Below are 19,493 nucleotides of genomic sequence, written 5' to 3'. Positions count from 1 at the left end.
GTTATGCGTCAGGCGTCGATTAACCGTAAATGAACGGCGAAAACTTGACGGCTCGCGCCCTTCATAGCGCTCAAATCGCCGAGAGTTTAGCCTTTTGCGCCGGCTTCGTCCCGCCCTTCGCGGCGGCCGGATCCTTGACGCTTTCCCAGCCGCCCTTGGGCGGCAGCACGTCATTGGCCTCGCGAACCGGCTCCTTGGCGTGGAAGCCCGCCGCCAGAGATTTGGCGGTCGCAAGCTCCTTCGAGTCGAGCCGCGCGGCGACCTCGTCGCGCTTCTTGCCGGCGTCGGCGTCGCCCTGTTCCGCGGCGGCGGAGAACCACAGGTAAGACTGCGTGAGGCTCTGCGTGACGCCGAGCCCCCGGGCGTAAAGGATCGCCAGATTATACTGGCTGTCGCGCACGCCATATTCCGCCGCTTTGCGGAACCATTCCGAGGCCGCAGGATAATCCGGCTTGCCGCCGTCCCCGCCCTCGGCAAGCAGCACCGCGAGATTGTGCATGGCGCGGGCGTTGCCCGCCTCGGCGGCGGAAAGATAGTATTTGCGGGCGCGCCCATAGTCGCGCTCGACGCCCACGCCCTTTTCATAGAAGGAGCCGAGCCGGTATTGCGCCGGAACGAGGCCCTGGCTCGCCGCCTTCTCGAACCACTCCGCGGCGGCTTTCGCGTCGCGGGCGACGCCGCGACCGTCGGCGTAGCGGACCGCCAGCTCATATTGCGCCGCCGGCAGACCTTGCTGCGCCAATACTTTGATGACGCCGATGGCGTCGGGCGCCGACAGCGGGCTGGGGCTCGAGATCGATCCAACGGGCGTCGGATCGACCGGCGCATTTTCGGTATGGGGCGCGATCATGCGCGGCGGCGGCGCTTTCGGCGTCTCCGGCGCGCGGGCGGGAGCGGCGGGCGCAGCAGCTTTCGCCGCCGGAGCGGGCTCGGCCGGCGTGGCAACGGGGGCTTCGGCGCCGGGCGCCGTCTCAGCCGGAGCCGCGTCGCTCATCTCGTGATTGGCGTGGGCGTTGACGTCGGCGGTCTGGATGCCGACGCGGGCGATCTGATAGGCGCCGATGAGCAGCACCAAAGCGCCGAGGCCGAGCAACAGCGGGCGCTTGCGCTCCTGAATGGCGCCGACCAAGCCGCCCTTGGCCGGGTTCTGCTCCGCCGCCGGCGCGCTTGCCGGCCGGGCGGCCGAACGGCGCGCCTGCTGCGATTTTTCAGCCGCCTCGGCGTCCATGGCGGCCTGTTGCGCCGCGCGGCGCGCTGCCGCGATAAAGTCGGTCTGAACCGGCTCGGACCTTTCCTGCTTTGCCCCAGGCGACGCAAATCCCGGCTCGCGGCGCTGCGGGCGCGGCGCGCCCGGCTGCACCAGCAAATCCATCAGATTTTCGGCGTCGTCCAAGCCGCTGCGGGGAGCCGAGCGCGGCTCGACCGCCAGCTCCGGCGCGCGCCCGTCGCCCCGGCGCGGGGATGCGGCGGGGGCCGAGAATGGGGCGGCGGGCGCAGGGGCCGCCGCTTCGCTGCGCATGTCGCTCAGCTCGTCCTCGAACATCGCCAGACGGTCGACGACGCGCTCCAGCGTCTCGTGCACGGCGAGCAAAGTCTCATGCGTGCGCTCGCCCGCTTCGTCTTGAGCCTTGCGAATGTCGGCGAGCTCGCGCTCCAGCGCCTCACGAAGCGCGCCCGGCGCCGGGTTCGCCTGACGCAGAATGTCCTGCGTGGCGCGACGCACCGCTTCTTCGGCCGCGAGCGTCGTCGCCGCCTTGGTTTCCTCCATCTGCGCGACGAGGGCGGCGATCCGCGACTCGACGCCGCTGAGCGCCGCGCCGTTGCGATCATTGCGGTCGAGGCGCTGCGACAGGGCGCCGATCTGGCTTTCGAGGGCCTTCAGCGCCTCGGCGTCGCCGCGCGGATCGAGCGCCTGATTCATGCGCGTGGCGAGCTGCTCGACGAGCGCCGTCAGATCCTTTTGTTGCGTCTCGACGCGATAGGAGTCCTCGGCGCGTTGCGTGAGCGCGCCGTGCATGCGCTCGAGACGTCGGGCGATCTCGTCGAGCTGAGGATTGTCGAGCGCGCCCGGCTCGAGGCGCTGCGCCAGCGTCTCGCGAACCACGTCGATGCGCTGCGCCAGCTCGGCGAATTGCCGATCGGCGACGGGATGCGCCGACATCTCCGCAGGATCGAAGCGTTTTTCCAAGCGCTCGAGCTTGCGGCCGAGCTCCTCGAAACCCGGCGCATGCGGCCGATCGTCGAGAACAGAGTCGATCTTGCGGCCCAGATTGGCGATCAAATGCTCGAGCGAGGCTGTGTCCGCTGGCTTCTGGGCGACGGCGCTGTCGATCCGTTCGCCGAGATCGCGACCGAGCGCATCGATGCGCTGCCCGAGTTCGTCGAAGCGTTGAGCGCCCGCGCCGAGAACGGCCTCGTCGAACTTGCCGGCAAGATATTCGAGACGGCTGTTGAAGGTCTCGAAGCTCGTGCCGGTTTCAGAAGCGACGATCGAGCGGATCGACCGCACCAATTCGCCCATGTCGAGAGCCGCTGCGGCTTGCGCCGGACCGGCGCTCGCATGCGCGAGCCCCTCGACGCGCTGCGTCAGATCGAAAAGCCGCGTCTCGATTTTTTCCAGGGGCAGCGGACGCGCCGCCATGGCGCCGAGCTGGTCCTTGATCTCGCGCGCCTGCGTCGCAAGCTGCCGAACCGCCGCCATATCGGCGGCGTCGGGCGCCTGCATGGCGTCGAGCCGGCGGCCGATCGCCTGAACGTCGGCGTCGAGGCTGCGCAGGATCGGGCTCGGATCGAGGTCGCGCACGACGGCGCGCAATTCTCCTGCAATCCCCTCGGCAGGCGCCAGGAGGTCCGCGGCGACGCCGCGATCGCGCTGCGTCTCGATGCGGCGCGACAGGTCGCGCAACGCCGATTCGACGGAGGCGACGGAGGCGCGCGGCGCAAGATCGCCGACGGCGCGCGCCATCTCCTCGATTTCGCGGCGCAGACCCTCGATCTGCCGCATGGTCACGAGCTGCTGGTCGGCGCGTTCGCCGCCCTGCTGGCGAAGGCCTTCCACTTGCTGCAACAGGGCGTCGAGCGAGGCGTTCACAGTGGTGAAGCGCTTGGCGGGCGTTTCGTCGTCGGCAAGATCGGCCGCGGGAGCTGGGGCCGGCGCGGCGGAAGGCGCGGCGAAGTCGTCGAGGACGCGCTGACGCTGGGTGATCTCGGCGATGGCGTCTGCAAGCGGCCGGCGGGAAAGTTGCTGGCCCGAGCGCAGGCCCTGCTCCAGGGCGGCGGAGCTGGCGCCGCCCATCGCAGCGGTCGCCGCCGGCGCCGTCTGCTCGTCTTCGAGACGACGTGAAATGTCGTCGCGCCGACGATCGCGGCCGCTCGGCGCCGTGTCGACATCGCAGTCGTCCTCGGGGCCCGCCAGGCGGTCCAGCCGCGATTCGAGCCGCGCCAGGGCCGAGCGGATCGGCCGCACGCTCGCATTGGCGGAAGGCTGCTCGGCGAGCCGCGACTCGATGCGCCCGAGACGCTCGGCGAGAAAAGCGAGACCTTCCTCCGCCGTCTCGCGCCCGCGCTGATGCTGCTCCAGCAGGCCGGCGAGATTCTTCAAAGCGCGTGCGGTGTGGCGCTCATTGGCGTCGGCGCGTTCCGCGAAAGCCGAAACCGCGCGTTTGACGGCGGCGCTCTCGCCGCCGCGCTGGCCACGCTTGATCAGCTCGGCCAGATTCTCGAAGGCGCGCGCCGTTTGGCGCTCATGAGCCGCGACGCGGCGCTCGACGACCTCCGTCGCCTCGGCGACGATGGCTTCCGGATCGACGCGACGCTCGTCGCGGGGCCGCCGTCCAGCGAATTCCGGCTCGCGCCGGTCACGGCCGCGCTGCGAATGGGACGCAAAGTCGTCGCGCTCCCACGTGGAGCGCTCCTCATCTTCGTCAAAGGCGTCGTCCTGTCGCCGGCGGGCGGACGCGCGACGGTCGTCAACCTCGTCCCGCCAACGACGCGGCTGCCGGAAATCCTCGCGCTCATGGCGGCGCTCGCCGCTCGGGCGCGCGAGGCGGCGCGTGATTTCCTCCAGCCGATCGCCGCCGTCGGCGTCGAAGTCGCCCTCGTCGTCGTCCCTGGCGGGCTCCCGGATCGCGTCGTCGAGCCAGTCGCCGAGGCTTTTTCCCGAACGGCGCGCCTCGGCGCGAGCGGCCTCGCGCGGCTCGTAATCGGGACCACGGTATTTGCGGGAAAGACCCTTGCTCATAAGTCTATGTCCGGCGGATCCGACTGACGGATAGCTCGAGAAAAACTGGGGGAACCGACGCAGGGACCGCGCGAATCGCGCTTTACGCTCGACGCCGTGGCGTCGGTGACGGCGACTTTCCGTCAATCAAGGTAAATATGCCGTTAACCGCCGCCTGGGCGTCGCGGGCGCTCAACGCATCGTCACCAAAATCTGATCCGCTCGAGCAAGCGAATCGCTCAGCCCGCGGATAAGATCGCTGAAATAGACAGTCCATCAAAGCCGTTTTGAGCTGCGTTCATGTACTATTGCGCGGACCGGCGGCCCTCTCTACCTAAGACGCGAACGGCGTCCCTCCCCCGAGTCGGGGCCACCCGGCTCTGGGGAATCTGCAAGGAGCCCTTGATGCCGAGCTATAAAGCGCCCGTCGACGACACGCTGTTTCTGCTCAATGACGTCCTGAACATTCAACGATTCGGCAATCTGGAGGGCTTCGCGGACGCCTCCCCCGACCTGACGGGGCAAATTCTCGGCGAAGCCGGCAAGCTCTGCGAGGAGGTCCTCGCGCCGCTCAACGCCTCCGGCGACGCCAATGGCTGCAAGCGCCATCCAGACGGGAGCGTCACGACGCCCGCGGGCTTCAAATCGGCTTTCGAGGCCTATGCCGGCGGGGGCTGGATCGGCCTCTCCGCGCCGCCCGAATATGGCGGCCAGGGCCTGCCCTATTCGCTCACCATGGTGATGAGCGAGTTCGCCTCATCGGCGAACATGGCCTTCGCCATGTATCCGGGCCTCACGCAAGGGGCGCTGGCGGCGCTGCTGACGCATGGCTCGCCGGAGCAGAAGAAGCTTTACGCGCCGGCGATGATCGAAGGCCGCTGGACCGGCACGATGAATCTGACAGAGCCGCAATGCGGCACGGATCTCGGGCTGCTCACCACCAAGGCGGTCCCGCGCGCCGACGGCGCCTACGCGATCACCGGGCAGAAGATTTTTATCTCCGCCGGCGAGCATGATCTTTCCGAAAACATCATCCACCTCGTGCTGGCGCGACTCGAGGGGGCGCCGGCCGGGGTGAAGGGCATCTCACTCTTCATCGTCCCAAAGGTGCTGGTGAACGCCGACGGGTCGCTTGGGCAACGCAACGGCGTCTCCTGCGGCTCCATCGAAGAGAAGATGGGCATTCACGGCAACGCCACTTGCGTGATGAATTACGACGGCGCGACGGGCTATCTCATCGGCGAGGCCAATCGCGGCCTCAACGCCATGTTCGTGATGATGAACGAGGCGCGGCTCGGCGTCGCCATGCAGGGGCTCGCGCAGTCCGAGGTCGCGTACCAAAACGCGCTCGCCTATGCCAAGGAGCGCCTGCAGGGCCGTGCGCTGACGGGGCCGAAATATCCGGAAAAGAAAGCCGACCCGATCATCGTCCACCCCGACGTGCGGCGCATGCTGCTCGAGATCAAGGCCTTCAACGAGGCGGCGCGCGCTTTGGCGCTCTCCGCCGCGCTCGACAGCGACATTGCGCATCGCTCCGGCGATCCGGCGGCGCGACAGGCGGCGGACGACAGGCTCGGGCTGTTGACGCCGGTGCTGAAAGGCATGCTCACCGACGTCGGCTTCGAGAACGCGGTAAAGGCGCAGCAGGTCTTTGGCGGGCATGGCTACATTCGCGAATGGGGCATGGAGCAATTCGTGCGCGACGCCCGCATCGCCATGATCTACGAGGGCGCCAATGGCATTCAGGCGCTCGACCTCGTCGGCCGCAAGCTGCCGCGCGAGGGCGGGCGCGCCATCATGGCTTTCTTCAAGGAAGGCGCGGAGCTTCTGGGCGGCCATAGCGCCAATGAGGCGATGAAGCCCTTCGTCGCGCCCGCGCAGGCGGCGCTCGCCGATCTGCAGAAGGCCTCCATGTGGCTCATGCAAAACGCCATGGCGAAGCCCGACAACGCCGGCGCCGCGTCCTATGATTATATGCATCTCTTGGGGCGCGTCGCGCTCGCTTTGATGTGGGTGAAGATCGCCGCGGCGGCTTTGGAGAAGCAGGTCCGCGAGCCCGAGACGGCGGCGCTGATGGAGGCGAAGCTGACGACCGCGCGCTTCTATATGGAGCGCATGCTCCCCGAGACGAGCCTGCGCCTCGCGCGCATCGTGAGCGGCGCCGACACGATGATGTCACTGGCGCCGGAGATGTTTTAAGCAAGCGAATCCCTTCTCCCGCCCGCGGGAGAAGACGTCATGCCGCAAGCTTCTTTGAGATGACTCATGGCATGATGGATGAGGGCCCTCACCCGACCCTCGCGCACGCGAGGGCCACCCTCTCCCGCAAACGGGAGAGGGGAAAGCGATAAGAAAGAGGAAACACCATGCCCGAAGCCTATATCTACGACGCCGTTCGCACCCCGCGCGGGCGCGGCAAGCCGGATGGTTCGCTGCATGAGGTCTCCTCGCTCGGCCTCGCCAATACGGCGCTGAAAGCGATCAAGGAGCGCAACAATCTTGCCGGCGTCGAGGTCGACGACGTTATTCTTGGTTGCGTCGATCCTGTCGGAGAAGCGGGCGGCGACATTGCCCGCGCTTCGGCGATTGCCTCGGGCTATTCGTACAAAGTGCCCGGCGTGCAGATCAACCGCTTCTGCGCCTCCGGCCTCGACTCAGTGAATTTCGCAGCCGGCGAAATCATGTCGGGCCAGCACGATCTCGCCATCGGCGGCGGCGTCGAGAGCATGAGCCGCGTCGGCATCGGCGCCTCGGGCGGCGCCTGGCCGGTCGATCCGACCATCGCCATTCCCTCTTATTTCATGCCGCAGGGCGTCTCGGCCGATCTCATCGCGACGAAATACGGCTTCTCGCGCGACGACGTCGACGCCTATGCCGTCGAGTCGCAAAAACGCGCCGCGACCGCCTGGACGGAAGGCCGCTTTACGAAATCCGTCGTGCCGGTAAAGGATGTGAACGGCCTCACCATCCTCGATCGCGACGAGCATATGCGGCCAGACACCAATATGCAGTCGCTCGCGGCGCTGAAACCTTCCTTCGGCTTCTTCGCCGAGCAGGGCGGCTTCGACGCGGTGGCCATCCAGGCCTATCCGGCGATCGAGAAGCTCAATTACGTGCATCACGCCGGCAATTCATCAGGCATCGTCGACGGCGCGGCGGCCGTGCTTGTCGGCTCGAAGGAAGCCGGCGAAAAACTGGGTCTGAAGCCCCGCGCAAAAATTCGCGCCTTCGCCAATATCGGCTCCGAGCCGGCGATCATGCTGACGGGCCCGGTGGACGTGACCAAGAAAGTGCTCGCGCGCTCCGGGATGACGCTCGACGACATCGACCTCATCGAGATCAATGAGGCTTTCGCCGCGGTCGTGCTGCGCTACCTGCAAGCCTTCGATCTCGATCCCGCGAAAGTGAATCCGAATGGCGGCGCCATCGCCATGGGCCACCCACTCGGCGCGACGGGCGCGATGCTCGTCGGCATCGCCTTGGACGAGCTGGAGCGCACGGGCAAATCGACGGCGCTCGTGACGCTTTGCATCGGCGCAGGAATGGGAACTGCGACGATTATCGAGCGGGTGTGACGACGCCCCTCCTTCTCCCGCTCGCGGGAGAAGGTGTCATGCCGAAGGCATGACGGATGAGGGCCCTCACCCGACCCCGCTTCGCGGGGCCACCCTCTCCCGCGAGCGGGAGAGGGAGTCGAACAGATCTTTTGGGAGCGAAACAATGAACCTCGCCAATTTCCGCTTCGAGACCGGCGCCGATGGCGTTGCGCTCCTGACCTGGGACATGCCCGGCCGCTCGATGAACGTCATCAACCCGGAGGTGATGGCGGAACTCGACTCTGTCATCGACGCTGTGGTCAACAACGCCGACATCAAGGGTTGCGTCATCGCCTCGGGCAAGAGCGCCTTCTCGGGCGGCGCCGATCTTTCCATGCTGCAACAGGGCGCGGCGCAATACGCCAAGGCGCTGAAGGAGCAAGGCGAGGAAGTCGCGAACAAGCTCTTCTTCGAAAATTCGCGCAAGCTCTCGCTGCTCTATCGAAAGCTCGAGACCTGCGGCAAACCTTTCGCCATCGCCATCAATGGCGTGTGCCTGGGCGGCGCCTTCGAGCTGGCGCTCGCCTGCCATTATCGCGTGATGGCCGATGACGAAAAAACCAAAGTCGGCCTACCGGAAATCAAGGTCGGCCTCTTCCCCGGCGCCGGCGGCACGCAGCGCGTCGCGCGCATCATGCAGACCGGCGACGCGCTCCAATTCCTGTTCCGCGGCGATCAGGTAAAGCCGAAAGCCGCGCTCGGCGCCAAGCTCGTGCAGGAGATTGCGCCTCGGGAAGAGATCGTGGCGCGCGCCCGCGCATGGATTGTCAATGGCGGCAAGGCGCTGGCGCCCTGGGACGTGAAGGACTTCAAAAATCCTTCCGGCAAAGTGTTCTCGCCGACCGGCATGATGATCTGGCCCGCCGCCAACGCCATTCTGCGTCGCGAGACCTACAACAACTATCCTGCGGCGCGCGCCATTCTGCATGCGGTCTATGAAGGCCTGCAATTGCCGATGGATCAGGGCCTCACCGTCGAGTCGCGCTGGTTCGCGCATATTCTGCGCTCGAAGGAAGCTGCGGCCATGATCCGCTCGCTCTTCCTCTCGAAGAACGAGCTGGAGAAGGGCGCCCATCGCCCCGCCGACGTTCCGCCGACCAATCTCAAAAAGATCGGCATTCTCGGCGCGGGCTTCATGGGCGCCGGCGTCGCCTATATCAGCGCGCTCAACGGGCTCGATGTCGTGCTCATCGACCGCGATCAGGAGAGCGCCGACAAGGGAAAAGCGACGATCGACAAGCTCATCTCGGGCTCCGTCGCCAAGGGCCGCGCCACGCCGGCGGAGAAGGATGCGCTACTTGCGCGCGTTCACACCACCGCCGATTACGCCGCGCTTGCGGGCTGCGATCTCGTGCTGGAAGCGGTGTTCGAAGACCGCGCGGTCAAGGCTGACGTCACCAAGCGCGCGCAGGATGTCGTGGGCGGCGATGTGATCTTCGCCTCCAACACATCGACGCTGCCGATCACCTCGCTCGCGGAGACGGCGCAGAAGCCCGAGAACTTCATCGGCATCCATTTCTTCTCGCCGGTCGAGAAGATGCTACTCGTCGAAGTGATCGTGGGTAAGAAGACCGGCGACCGCGCGCTCGCCACGGCGCTCGATTTCATCCGCATCATCAAGAAGACGCCCATCGTCGTGAACGACACGCGCGGCTTCTACGCCAATCGCTGCGTGCTGAACTTCGTACGCGAAGGGCAGATCATGCTCACCGAGGGCGTGCCGCCGGCGATGATCGAGAATGTCGCGCGCATGGCCGGCATGCCGGTGGGCCCCCTGTCGCTCAACGACGAAGTCGCGCTCGATCTCGGCTGGAAGATTTTGCAGGCGACGAAGAAAGACCTCGGCGAAAAGGCGATCGACCCCGCCCAGGAGCGCGTACTCGGCTATATGGTCGAAAAAGAAGGCCGCTTCGGCCGCAAAAACGGCAAGGGCTTCTACGACTACCATCCGGACGGCAAGAAGAGCCTGTGGCCCGGCCTCTCGGCGCTCGCCGAGGCGCAGCTCGATCCCGATACGCTCGACGTCAAGGAGCTCGAGCAGCGCTTCCTCGTGACGCAGGCAGTCGAGGCCGCGCGCACCCTCGCCGAGGGCGTCGTCACCGATCCCCGCGAGGCCGACGTCGGCTCGATCCTGGGCTTTGGCTTTGCGCCCTTCACCGGCGGCACGCTGAGCTATATCGACGGCATGGGAACGAAGGCATTCGTGGCGCTCTGCGACAAGCTCGCCGCCAAGCACGGCCCCCGCTTCGAGCCGCCGCAGCTTCTGCGCGACATGGCGGCGAAGGGGGAGACCTTCTACGGCCGCTTCGGGACGCAGCAAAAGGCGGCGTAAAGCTTTCTCGTCATTGCGAGGCGCGAAGCGACTAAGCAATCCAGAGCCCCATCTCGGCCCTGGATTGCGTCGCTTCGCTCGCAATGACGGCGTCGGGGGACATGACATCCTCACGCGCCGCCGCTAGAAAGCTTAACGCGGCGCGACATCCGGGCCGCGCCGGACCCGTTTCATGCCCTTCTTCCTCCTGCCCTTCCCCATCGTCGATCCGGTCGCCGTCCATCTCGGCCCGCTGCCGATCCGCTGGTATGCGCTCGCCTATATTGGCGGCTTCATCTTCGGCTGGATGGGGCTGCGCGCGCTCGTCTCCAACGAGCGGCTCTGGGCTGCGAACCAGCCTCGGCCGACGCGCGAGGGCGTGGACGATCTTCTGGTCAACGCCGCGCTCGGGATCATCATCGGCGGGCGGCTCGGCCATGTGCTGATCTACGATCCATCCTTTTACCTCGCCCACCCGCTGGAGATCTTCCAAACCTGGAAGGGCGGCATGGCCTTTCACGGCGGGCTCATCGGCTGCATCATCGGCATGTGGCTGTTCGCCCGCGCGCGCGCCCTGCCCTTCCTCACCATCTCGGATATTTGCGCGGCCGTCGCGCCGATCGGCCTGTTCTTCGGTCGGCTCGCCAATTTCATCAAGCCAGAGATGTGGGGACGGCCCAGCGACGTTCCCTGGGCCATGGTTTTTCCGGGCGCTGGCGACATGCCCCGCCATCCGAGCCAGCTTTATGAAGCGGGGCTCGAAGGCGTCGCGCTGTTCATCCTTCTCTGGCTGGCCGCGCGCGGCGGCGCCTTAAGGCGGCCGGGACTCGTAACGGGGCTTTTCGGCCTCGGATATGGCGCCGCGCGCATCTTCTGCGAGTTCTTCCGCGAGCCGGACCCTGTGCAGGAGGCGCTGCCCAATGGCCTCACCATGGGCATGACCCTGTCGCTGCCGCTCGTCGTCATCGGCGCGGTCCTTCTCATCTTCTCGCTGCGCCGCCGGAGCGCGCTCGCATGACCGCGCTGAAACAGGAAATCGCCGCGTTGATCGCCCATGAAGGGCCGATGACGCTCGAACACTATATGAGCCTCTGCCTCGGACATCCGAGCTACGGCTATTACATGACGCGCGATCCTTTCGGCGCGGCCGGCGATTTCGTCACGGCGCCGGAGATCAGCCAGATGTTCGGCGAGCTGCTAGGCGTTTGGGCGAGCGAAGCCTGGCGCATGGCGGGCGCGCCCTCTCCCGCGCGGCTTGTCGAGCTTGGCCCCGGACGCGGCACGCTGATGTCGGACGTCTTGCGCGTCGCACGCATTGCGCCGCCTTTTCTCGACGCCATCAGCGTGCATCTCGTCGAAACCAGCCCGGCGCTGCGCGCGATCCAGGAGCAGACGCTCGCCGACGCGCCGAAACCCGTGAGCTGGAGCGTCGACGTCAACGACACGCCGCCGGGCCCGGCCATCATTCTCGCCAATGAATTCTTCGACGCGTTGCCGGTGCGCCATTACGTCAAGACGGCGCAAGGCTGGCGCGAGCGGCTCGTGGGCGTCGACGCCATGGGCGAGCTCACCTTCGGCCTGTCCGACCAGCTCGAAGCCTCGTTGAACGTCCCGGCGCGCGAGGGGTCGATCATCGAAGTGGGCGCCGTCGCGCAACGCATCATGAGCGAGATCGCGGCGCGGCTCGTGCGTGAGGGCGGCGCGCTTCTCGTCATCGACTACGGCTATCTCGAAACGTCGCTCGGCGACAGCCTGCAGGCTGTGGCGAAACACGCCTATGTCGATCCGCTCGCCGCGCCTGGGGAAGCCGATCTGACCACCCATGTGGATTTCGCCGCCCTTGCCCGCGCCGCGCGGGCGGCGGGCGCCAAAGTGATGGGGCCGGTGACACAAGCGCATTTCCTGTTGCAGCTCGGCATCGAGCGACGCGCCGAAACGCTGATGAAACGCGCGACGCCCGAGCAGCAGCGCGCCATCATCGACGCCCTGGACCGCCTGACAGGCGCGCAAGACCCGCGTCGGCAGATGGGAGATTTGTTCAAGGTCATGGCGGTGACGCATCCCGACATGCCGGATATGCCGGGCTTCATTGTATAGAGATCGCGTCATTGCGAGGAGCGAAGCGACGAAGCAATCCAGCCCCGTGATGTAGCTCTGGATTGCTTCGCTCCGCTCGCAATGACGGGATGCTTGGCTAGGATTCACGATGACCATCCCCACCGCCCTCACCGCGCCTAACCTCGACCTGCCCGGCGTGCGCCATGCCTTTTTCACCCGCGCGGGCGGCGTGTCGGAAGGCGTCTATGGCTCGCTCAATGGCGGGGTCGGCTCGATGGACGCGCCGGAGCGCGTCGCCGAGAACCGCGCGCGCATGGCCGCGCATCTTGGCGTCGCCACCGAGCGGCTGCTGGTGCCCTATCAAATCCACTCCGCCGACGCGCTCACCGTCAGCGCGCCCTGGGCGCCGCAGACGCGGCCACGCTGCGACGGGCTCGTCACGCGCGAAGCCGCGCTCGCGCTCGGCGTCACGGGCGCCGATTGCGGCATGCTGCTCTTCGCCGACGCGCGCGCCGGCGTGATCGGCGCCTGCCATGCGGGCTGGAAGGGCGCGCTCACCGGCATGATCGAAGCGACCGTCGCCGCCATGGAGGCGCAGGGCGCGCGCCGCGCCGACCTCCACATTGCGCTGGGTCCCGCGATCGGCGCGACGAGCTATGAGGTCGGGCCGGAGTTTTCCGCGCACTTCATAGAAGAAGACGCGAGTTACGCACGCTTCTTCGCGCCCTCAGTTCGTGAGGGCCATGCGATGTTCGACCTGCAGGGATTCATCGCCCATCGCGTGGCGCGGCTCGAGGCCGCATCGTTTCAGGCGCTGGGAATCGACACCTACGCCGACGAGGCGCGCTGCTTCAGCTATCGCCGCAGCGTGCACCGCAAGGAGCCGGATTATGGGCGGCTCGTGTCGGCGATTGGGTTGGTCGCCTGACCCCCTCCCTGTCCCTCCCGCGCCATAGGGCGTCTGGAAGACGCCCGTCTTTCGCCGGGCTATGCGCGAGAGAGGGGACGCTCGCGATCTACATGGTAGATGAAGGTGGCAGCCTGCCCCCTCTCCCGCGAAGCGCTATCGGATTCACACATCGTAGAAGGTCAGCGCGGCTCCGAACTTTATTCGTCGAAAGTCGTCGAGGCCCTGGCGCATTACTTTGGGGCCGGGCTTTCCGTAATAGGCGGTCCAGCCGCCGAGCCTGGCGACGACCCAGGCGGCGAAGGCGAGGCTGCCTTTGCGGTGGGGGTTCTTCTGGCGGGCCGTCGCGCCCTCGAGCTTCGCCGAGACGGCCTCGAGCAGCGCTTCGTCCTCGGGCTCGAAAGCGTCCGTCAGCAACTGGTCGGTCGCGCCGTCGCGCGCCTTGACCAGTTGCATGACCGTCACAGCGGCGACCGCCGTCGCCGCCACCAGCTTGATCATCACTTTCGGATCGCAGATGTCGGCCTGCTCGATCTCGAAGCCCGCCGTCTTCAGCGTGCGGAAGAATTCCTCGATGGTCCAGCGCATTCGATAGAGGTCGATCACCCGGCGCGCCTCGGCCAGGCTCGTCGCCGCATGGGTCGTGAGAAGCCGCCAATGAATGGGCGCGACGCCCTCGGCGGCCCCGACCTCGCGCACGTCGACCAAAGTCACGCCGACCGCGTCCGGCAAGTCGCGCGCGCCGTGGCGCGGCTTGCGCAAAGTGACCGGCGAGACGCGGACCGCGAGCGCCGCCTTGCGCGCCTTGCGTCCCGGAGCCGCCGGGATCTCGGCGACGAAGCGGCCCGCCTCGGCCAATCCGTCGGCGAAGGGGAACAAAAGCTCGATCGCATCCTCGCCGTCTGCGGCGATCGTCCGGTTCTGGCAGGCGCGCACAATCAGCTCCACGCCGCCCGGACGCTGCGCGAGATGCGCGTAGATGTCGCTCTCCCGATCCGAGACGACAGTGATCCGCTTCGCCGCCGCGAAATCCTCGCGCGCATGCGTCGCCACATCGAGCCAGCGCTGCGATTCCTTGTCCGCGAGCGCGCGCGAGCGCCGCGCCGCGACCTTGGCCCCCGTGTCGCGGTTCCAGACCTCGGCATGAGCGAGGCCGAGCAGCGCGCCCGTGCCGGCGTCGAGCGCCAGGGCCGCGTGCAGCAAAAGGCCGCGCGTCCCGCCGCCCTTGCCGACCGGCCCATAGCCGTTCGCCTGCGCGCGCTTGCCGCCGAGCGCCAGCTCGCTGGTGTCCTGCGCCACCACTATGTCGCGACCCGCCGCCCGCGCCGCTGTGAGCCCGGCGGCGTGCCGCGCCATCTCCTCGGCGGTCACCGCAGGATTGCGCAGGAAGCGCGCGAGCCGCACCTCCTGCGCCCGCCGCCCGCCGGCGATCCGACGGATGCGCGCGCACGGCCGCGCGACGAGGCCCCGATGCAACGAGACCCCCCTTTTTCCAGGCGGCGGTCGCCGAACCGCCCCAGTCCATACGAAATCGCCATGCCCCCACCCCGCGAATCAAAACGCGACCCACGGAATCAAACAGACCCGACCGAGGCAATCACGATGTGTGCATTCGATAGCCCGCTTCGCGGGAGAGGGTTGGGGAGGGGGCGCTACTTCGTCGCGTAAGTAAACAACATGGAATGCGGCAGCCCGCGCGGCGGCGCCGGGAATGGCGCGGCGGCGCGCACCGCTGCGAGCGCGGCGGAGTCGAGGTCAGGCAGGCCGCTCGATTTATAGACCGCCTGATGGGTGAGATTGCCCAGCTCGTCGATGTAGAAAGCCACGACCCCTTTGGAGGGCATCTGCAATGCGCGCACGCGCGGCGGAATGCGCATATGCGGCATGATGAGGCCGTAAAGGATCGTCAGATAGGTCGTCTTCGCCTGGCCGCCGGCAACCGGCGACAGCTTGGGCGGCGCCGCCAGCTTGAAGTCAGGCAAAGGCGCCAAGGCCGCGACCTGATCCGCGATCGACATGGCGTCGCCTTTCTTCGCCGGCTTGTTTTCCGCGGGCTCGGGCTTCTCCGTTGGCGTTGGGCTCTTTTCGGCGTGCTCGATGATCTCGGCGTCCGGCTTGTCGTCGACTTGCTTGTCGAGCGTCGGCGCGGGCGTCTTGTCGCCTTCCGCATTGTCCTCGCCGTCCTTGAGCCCCTGCGGCTTGTCGTCCTTGGGCGCGAATTTCTCCGTCTCGTTGCGCTTTGTCTTGGCCTCCTTCGCCTCCTCCGGCGTGTTCTGCTCGCTTTTCTCCTTGCTCTCCAGCTTGGGCGCGTCGGTCGCAGGCTTCTCGTCCTCCACCGGCGGCGGCGGCGGGGGCGGCGGCTTCTGCTCCTCCTTCTTTTCCTGCGGCGGGGGCTCGGGCGGCTGCGGGGGCTCCTCCTTCTTCTCCTCGGGCGGCGGCGGCTCGGTGATGATCTCGACGGGAATCTCTTCGGGGGGCGGCGGGAAATCCGCGTTGCGATCCTCCCACAGTAGAAGGGCGAGAATCGCGAGATGCAGCAGCAGGCCGATGAGAACAAAGGCCAAGAAACGCGGGCGCGGCGCCCGGCCGCCCACGCGCGGCTCGAACAGCCGCTCCATCGCAATAGCGACGAGGGCGGCGCCACGCGGCTTTTCTCTAACCGTTTCGTTCATCTCGGTGGAGGAACCCGTCCGGTGGGGCCGCTTTATGCCAACCTGGGTGAAATCGGGATGGAATTTGCCATAAGGCCCGCCTGCTTCGCAAATCTTCTGGCGTTTTTCGGGGCGATTAATCGGGGACGATCCGAAGGACGCCTCGCTGAGCGGGGGTTTTATGCGCGCCCCGCGCAACTTATATAAGGATTAACTAATGAAATGAGCGCTCAGGCGCCAGGGAAGAATCATGCGCAACAACCTCGGCCTCACGCGCCGCAATTTCCTCTTATCCGCTGCGGCCCTGACAGTTCCCTCCTTCGCCCGAGGCGAAGCCATGGCGCATATGCCGCCGAAAACCGCTTCCGAGAGCTTCAATCCCGATGTGGACATCGAGCTCGCCTGCAAAACCGATTCTGTCCGGATTCTTTCCGGCGACGCCACCAAGGTCTGGCGCTACGCCGGCAATCTGCTCAAAGGCCCGGCCAATACGCTGACGAACCTGCCGGACAGCTATCTCGGCCCGGTGATGCGATTCGTGAAAGGCCAGAAGATCCGCATCCGGCTCAAGAACGAGCTGCCCGAGTCGACGATTACCCATTGGCATGGGTTGCATGTGCCGATGGAAGCGGACGGCCATCCGATGGCCGCGATCGATCCCGGCCAGACCTATGTCTATGAATTCGAGATGCGCAATCGCGCCGGCTTCAATTTCTACCACCCGCATACGCATGAGGCGACGGCGACGCAGGTGTATCGTGGGCTCGCCGGCGGCATCATCGTGGAAGACGAAGAGGAACGCGCGCTCGGCCTGCCGTCCGGTGAATTCGAAATCCCCATCGTGCTCCAGGACCGAAGCTTCACCGACGATAATCAGCTCTTCTATGGCGGCGGCATGCATCGCAGCATGTTCGGCTTCTATGGGGACAGCGTCCTCGTCAACGGCCGCCCCGATTTCAGGCTCGATGTCGCGAGCCGCGCCTATCGCCTGCGTATTCTGAACGGCTCCAACGCGCGTATTTACAAGCTGCAATGGGACGACCGCACGCCGCTGACGATCATCGGCGTCGATGGCGGCCTGCTGGAGAAGCCGGAAACGCGGCCCTACGCCATGATGGCGCCGGGCGAGCGCCTCGACCTATGGGTCGATTTCAGCGGCCGGTCGGTTGGCTCCAGGCTGGTCATGCGCAGCGGAGAATTCGACGGCCTCGTGCCGCCGATGGCGCAGCGCATGAGCGGAGGGCTCATTGTCGGAGACGACTATCCGCTCTTCACCGTCACGGTGACGCGCGCCATGAGCGATAGTCCGAAGCTTCCCGAGAAGCTCTCGACGATCAAACATCATCGCCCGGAAGAGATCGCCAATCGCGACAATCCGCGCCCCATCGCTTTGTCCATGGGGCATATGCAGGTGATGATCAACGGCCGCACTTATTCCCCCGACGATCTCTTGGACATCGAGCGCGTGCCTGTCGATACGGTGCAGCTCTTCGAAGTTTTCCACGACCATGGCGGCGGCATGGGGATGGGCATGGCCGGAATGGGCATGGGCCACGGCATGATGGGTGCGGGAATGATGGGCGGGGGAATGATGGGAGGCATGGGCATGGGGGGCGGCATGATGGGCCGTGGCATGATGGGAGGCGGCATGGGCATGATGGGCATGATGAATATGGCCCATCCCGTTCATCTGCACGGCCAGCAATTCGAGGTGCTGAGCCGCACCTATACCGGCGACGACCCGGAAGCCTATGCTACCTTCAAGGAGGGGCTGATCGACAGCGGCTTGAAGGACACGATCATCGTCACCGGAGGCGAACGCCTGCGCATCACCAAGCCCTTCGGAGATTTCAAGGGCCGCTTCATGTATCACTGCCACAACCTCGAACATGAGGACATGGGCATGATGCGCGAGTTCTCGGTGGAGTGAAGCGCGCGCCGGCCTATTCTTCGGCGTCGGTATATAGAACGACCTCATCGGGAAGGCCAGCCGTCGCGCTCTTTTCGAAAGTCACGCCGGCGATGCGGGCGAACCCCGCCTCGCTTTCGAGCAGCACCACGGCTTCGCTCGGCAGTTGCTGGAGCTTGTTGATGAGTTCTGCGACGGTCATGGGAGCGCTCTTGCTGTCGGGGCAACGCCGTCAAGCAAGCCGCAGACCATAAGGACCGCGGGCCTTCAGGCCCGCATTCACAAAGCGAGCCTGAAGGCTCGCGGTCCTATCGGTCAGTCGCAGACGTAGCTCAGCTCGCTCTTGCTGATCTGATCCGCCACCCAGGCGGCGCCCTTGCCCCTATTGGCTTCGACGAAGGCCGACGCCTTGTTCAGATCGTCGCCGGAAAGCGTCACATTGCACATGCGCGCGACCTGGCGGCCGATCTCGACCTTGCGGGCGACCGGCGTCGGGCGGGAAAGAACGGCGCTGACCGCCTCGACGGCGGAGGGCTTGGCGAGCGCCGGGACGGCCGTCATGGCAAGCGCAAAGCACGCGAGAACGCGAATTCGTTTCATCTCTGTCCTTTGGTTTGGATGGGCGCATTCAACGAGCGCCCGCGAGTCCGGGACGCCGCACATGGCGGTTTGGTCTCTCAAGCGGACAGCCAATAAAGCCGTGGACAATGTGACGGCTTTAGGGCCGTAGCGGGGAATCACCGCGGCGCGGGGAACAAAGCAAATGAATTCACGCAGGCGCCCGCCGTCATCGCGAGGAGCGAAGCGACGAAGCAATCCAGAGCCCCATCGCGGCCCTGGATTGCTTCGCTCCGCTTGCAATAACGGCGGGCGTTAGATTGGTCTCAGTGCTGCATGCCGCCGCCGCTGTGGCCCATCATGCCGCCCATGCCCCCCATCATTCCACCCATCATGCCGCCGTCGCCCATGGACTTGCCGACCTTCATGATGCCCGTCATGGTTTCGCTGGCGATCTTCTTCTGCTCGTCGGAAAGCGCGGTGAAAAGCGGCTCGATCGCCGCCTTTTGCGCGCGCACGATCTCGAGATGGTTCGCCATGTGCTTTTCCATCATCGAGAGCTTGGCGAGCACCGACGGCTTGGAATGATCCGGCGCCTCCTCCGCGGCCGCGCAAATCGTTTGCGCCTTCTGCGCCACGGCGCGCCACGCGTCGGCGAAGCTGTTCCACGCCGGCTGCTGCTGATCGGTCAGCTTCAGCTCCGCCTTCAGATAGGCAAGGCGTCCATCGAGATGCTCGGTGAAGCCGCACATCATCTTGTGCATCATCTTGCCCATCATGGCGCCCATGCCGGCGCCTGCGCCATGCTCTGCGCCGCCGCCGTGGTTCATTCCGCCCATCATGCCGCCCATGCCGCCCATCATGCCGCCGCCGTGTCCCATGCCGCCCATGCCTTCGCCGCCGCCATGGTGGCCCGCGTGCTCATCCGATTTCGACGCATCGCCGGTTGGCGCTTCAGCGACGGTGGCGGGGGGAGTCTGCGCCTTGCCGGGGTCGATCCATTGAACCGGCGCGGGCGCGGCGGCTCCATGCGCTGAATGGTCTACTGGCTCGGCGCGCGCCAGAACCAGGCTGCAGGCGAGCGTAAGCGCGGTCGCGCTCGTCGTCATAAAAATGGCCGGAGCTCTCATTTTTCTCTCCCTCGTTCCTGAGTGCGTCTTGGCCGCCGCGCCATCTCAAACAATGCCACAGAACGCCGTTCGGCGGCGCCCCGCTTATTGTCGCGTGTCAAATCGGTCGGGAGGCGGCAGGTTTCAAAGCCAAAAAACAAATGCGGCCGCTCGA

13 protein-coding genes are annotated in these 19,493 nt (G+C 66.2%); 7 read left to right on the top strand and 6 right to left on the bottom strand.

From position 1 onward, the window contains the following. Positions 1–70: 70 nt before the first annotated feature. Positions 71–4,240: an SEL1-like repeat protein gene (locus QMG84_RS03755; RefSeq protein ID WP_281930557.1), complete on the bottom strand. Its 4,170-nt coding sequence runs from the start codon at positions 4,238–4,240 to the stop codon at positions 71–73. A gap of 384 nt (positions 4,241–4,624) precedes the next feature. Here QMG84_RS03755 and QMG84_RS03750 point away from each other — a divergent pair, with 384 nt between their 5' ends. The 6 genes from QMG84_RS03750 to QMG84_RS03725 all read left to right on the top strand — a co-directional run bounded on the left by QMG84_RS03750 (position 4,625) and on the right by QMG84_RS03725 (position 13,112). Next, positions 4,625–6,418, top strand: a complete 1,794-nt coding sequence (locus QMG84_RS03750) for an acyl-CoA dehydrogenase C-terminal domain-containing protein (protein WP_281930555.1) — start codon at positions 4,625–4,627, stop codon at positions 6,416–6,418. A gap of 167 nt (positions 6,419–6,585) precedes the next feature. Further along, positions 6,586–7,794, top strand: a complete 1,209-nt coding sequence (locus QMG84_RS03745) for an acetyl-CoA C-acetyltransferase (RefSeq protein ID WP_281930553.1) — start codon at positions 6,586–6,588, stop codon at positions 7,792–7,794. Between the two features lie 145 nt (positions 7,795–7,939). Continuing rightward, a complete protein-coding gene (locus QMG84_RS03740; RefSeq protein WP_281930551.1) occupies positions 7,940–10,147 on the top strand; it encodes a 3-hydroxyacyl-CoA dehydrogenase NAD-binding domain-containing protein in 2,208 nt (735 codons plus the stop codon). A 172-nt stretch (positions 10,148–10,319) separates the two neighbouring features. Further along, the gene (gene lgt, locus QMG84_RS03735; RefSeq protein WP_281930549.1) at positions 10,320–11,144 is read left to right on the top strand and encodes a prolipoprotein diacylglyceryl transferase; all 825 of its coding nucleotides are present in this window, start codon (positions 10,320–10,322) and stop codon (positions 11,142–11,144) included. After that, positions 11,141–12,223: a class I SAM-dependent methyltransferase gene (locus QMG84_RS03730; protein ID WP_281930547.1), complete on the top strand. Its 1,083-nt coding sequence runs from the start codon at positions 11,141–11,143 to the stop codon at positions 12,221–12,223. Before lgt ends, QMG84_RS03730 begins: the two co-directional genes overlap by 4 nt. Positions 12,224–12,332: 109 nt before the next feature. Further along, positions 12,333–13,112, top strand: coding sequence for a purine nucleoside phosphorylase YfiH/LACC1 family protein (locus QMG84_RS03725; RefSeq protein ID WP_281930545.1), 780 nt, complete (start codon positions 12,333–12,335; stop codon positions 13,110–13,112). A 144-nt stretch (positions 13,113–13,256) separates the two neighbouring features. Here QMG84_RS03725 and QMG84_RS03720 read toward each other — a convergent pair whose 3' ends face one another. Next, positions 13,257–14,567 (bottom strand): IS4 family transposase, encoded by a 1,311-nt coding sequence (locus QMG84_RS03720; RefSeq protein ID WP_281928760.1) that lies wholly within the window; start codon positions 14,565–14,567, stop codon positions 13,257–13,259. A gap of 176 nt (positions 14,568–14,743) precedes the next feature. Next, positions 14,744–15,763 (bottom strand): TonB family protein, encoded by a 1,020-nt coding sequence (locus tag QMG84_RS03715; RefSeq protein ID WP_281930544.1) that lies wholly within the window; start codon positions 15,761–15,763, stop codon positions 14,744–14,746. 229 nt (positions 15,764–15,992) lie between these two features. Between QMG84_RS03715 and QMG84_RS03710 the strand changes: the two genes are divergently transcribed. Beyond that, positions 15,993–17,672 (top strand): multicopper oxidase family protein, encoded by a 1,680-nt coding sequence (locus tag QMG84_RS03710; protein WP_281930543.1) that lies wholly within the window; start codon positions 15,993–15,995, stop codon positions 17,670–17,672. Positions 17,673–17,685: 13 nt separating this feature from the next. Here the strand turns inward: QMG84_RS03710 and QMG84_RS03705 are convergent, their stop codons facing one another. From QMG84_RS03705 to QMG84_RS03695, 3 genes are all read right to left on the bottom strand, one after another. Continuing rightward, positions 17,686–17,853, bottom strand: coding sequence for a hypothetical protein (locus tag QMG84_RS03705; RefSeq protein ID WP_202073061.1), 168 nt, complete (start codon positions 17,851–17,853; stop codon positions 17,686–17,688). Between the two features lie 113 nt (positions 17,854–17,966). Beyond that, entirely contained in the window at positions 17,967–18,251 is a 285-nt protein-coding gene (locus QMG84_RS03700) for a hypothetical protein (RefSeq protein WP_202073062.1), read from the bottom strand. A 284-nt stretch (positions 18,252–18,535) separates the two neighbouring features. Next, positions 18,536–19,339, bottom strand: a complete 804-nt coding sequence (locus QMG84_RS03695) for a Spy/CpxP family protein refolding chaperone (protein ID WP_281930541.1) — start codon at positions 19,337–19,339, stop codon at positions 18,536–18,538. Positions 19,340–19,493: the final 154 nt, after the last annotated feature.

It is taken from the genome of Methylocystis iwaonis (genome assembly GCF_027925385.1).
GTDB lineage: Bacteria > Pseudomonadota > Alphaproteobacteria > Rhizobiales > Beijerinckiaceae > Methylocystis > Methylocystis iwaonis.
Note: the sequence above shows the minus strand (reverse complement) of the source record. Positions and strands in the feature narration are given on the sequence as shown.

What these genes read in the sequence shown, in the direction of transcription:
- QMG84_RS03755 (WP_281930557.1), bottom strand. Translation starts at nt 4,240, where the DNA reads ATGAGCAAGGGTCTTTCCCGCAAATACCGTGGTCCCGATTACGAGCCG.
- QMG84_RS03750 (WP_281930555.1), top strand. Translation starts at nt 4,625, where the DNA reads ATGCCGAGCTATAAAGCGCCCGTCGACGACACGCTGTTTCTGCTCAAT.
- QMG84_RS03745 (WP_281930553.1), top strand. Translation starts at nt 6,586, where the DNA reads ATGCCCGAAGCCTATATCTACGACGCCGTTCGCACCCCGCGCGGGCGC.
- QMG84_RS03740 (WP_281930551.1), top strand. Translation starts at nt 7,940, where the DNA reads ATGAACCTCGCCAATTTCCGCTTCGAGACCGGCGCCGATGGCGTTGCG.
- lgt (WP_281930549.1), top strand. Translation starts at nt 10,320, where the DNA reads ATGCCCTTCTTCCTCCTGCCCTTCCCCATCGTCGATCCGGTCGCCGTC.
- QMG84_RS03730 (WP_281930547.1), top strand. Translation starts at nt 11,141, where the DNA reads ATGACCGCGCTGAAACAGGAAATCGCCGCGTTGATCGCCCATGAAGGG.
- QMG84_RS03725 (WP_281930545.1), top strand. Translation starts at nt 12,333, where the DNA reads ATGACCATCCCCACCGCCCTCACCGCGCCTAACCTCGACCTGCCCGGC.
- QMG84_RS03715 (WP_281930544.1), bottom strand. Translation starts at nt 15,763, where the DNA reads ATGAACGAAACGGTTAGAGAAAAGCCGCGTGGCGCCGCCCTCGTCGCT.
- QMG84_RS03710 (WP_281930543.1), top strand. Translation starts at nt 15,993, where the DNA reads ATGCGCAACAACCTCGGCCTCACGCGCCGCAATTTCCTCTTATCCGCT.
- QMG84_RS03705 (WP_202073061.1), bottom strand. Translation starts at nt 17,853, where the DNA reads ATGACCGTCGCAGAACTCATCAACAAGCTCCAGCAACTGCCGAGCGAA.
- QMG84_RS03700 (WP_202073062.1), bottom strand. Translation starts at nt 18,251, where the DNA reads ATGAAACGAATTCGCGTTCTCGCGTGCTTTGCGCTTGCCATGACGGCC.
- QMG84_RS03695 (WP_281930541.1), bottom strand. Translation starts at nt 19,339, where the DNA reads ATGAGAGCTCCGGCCATTTTTATGACGACGAGCGCGACCGCGCTTACG.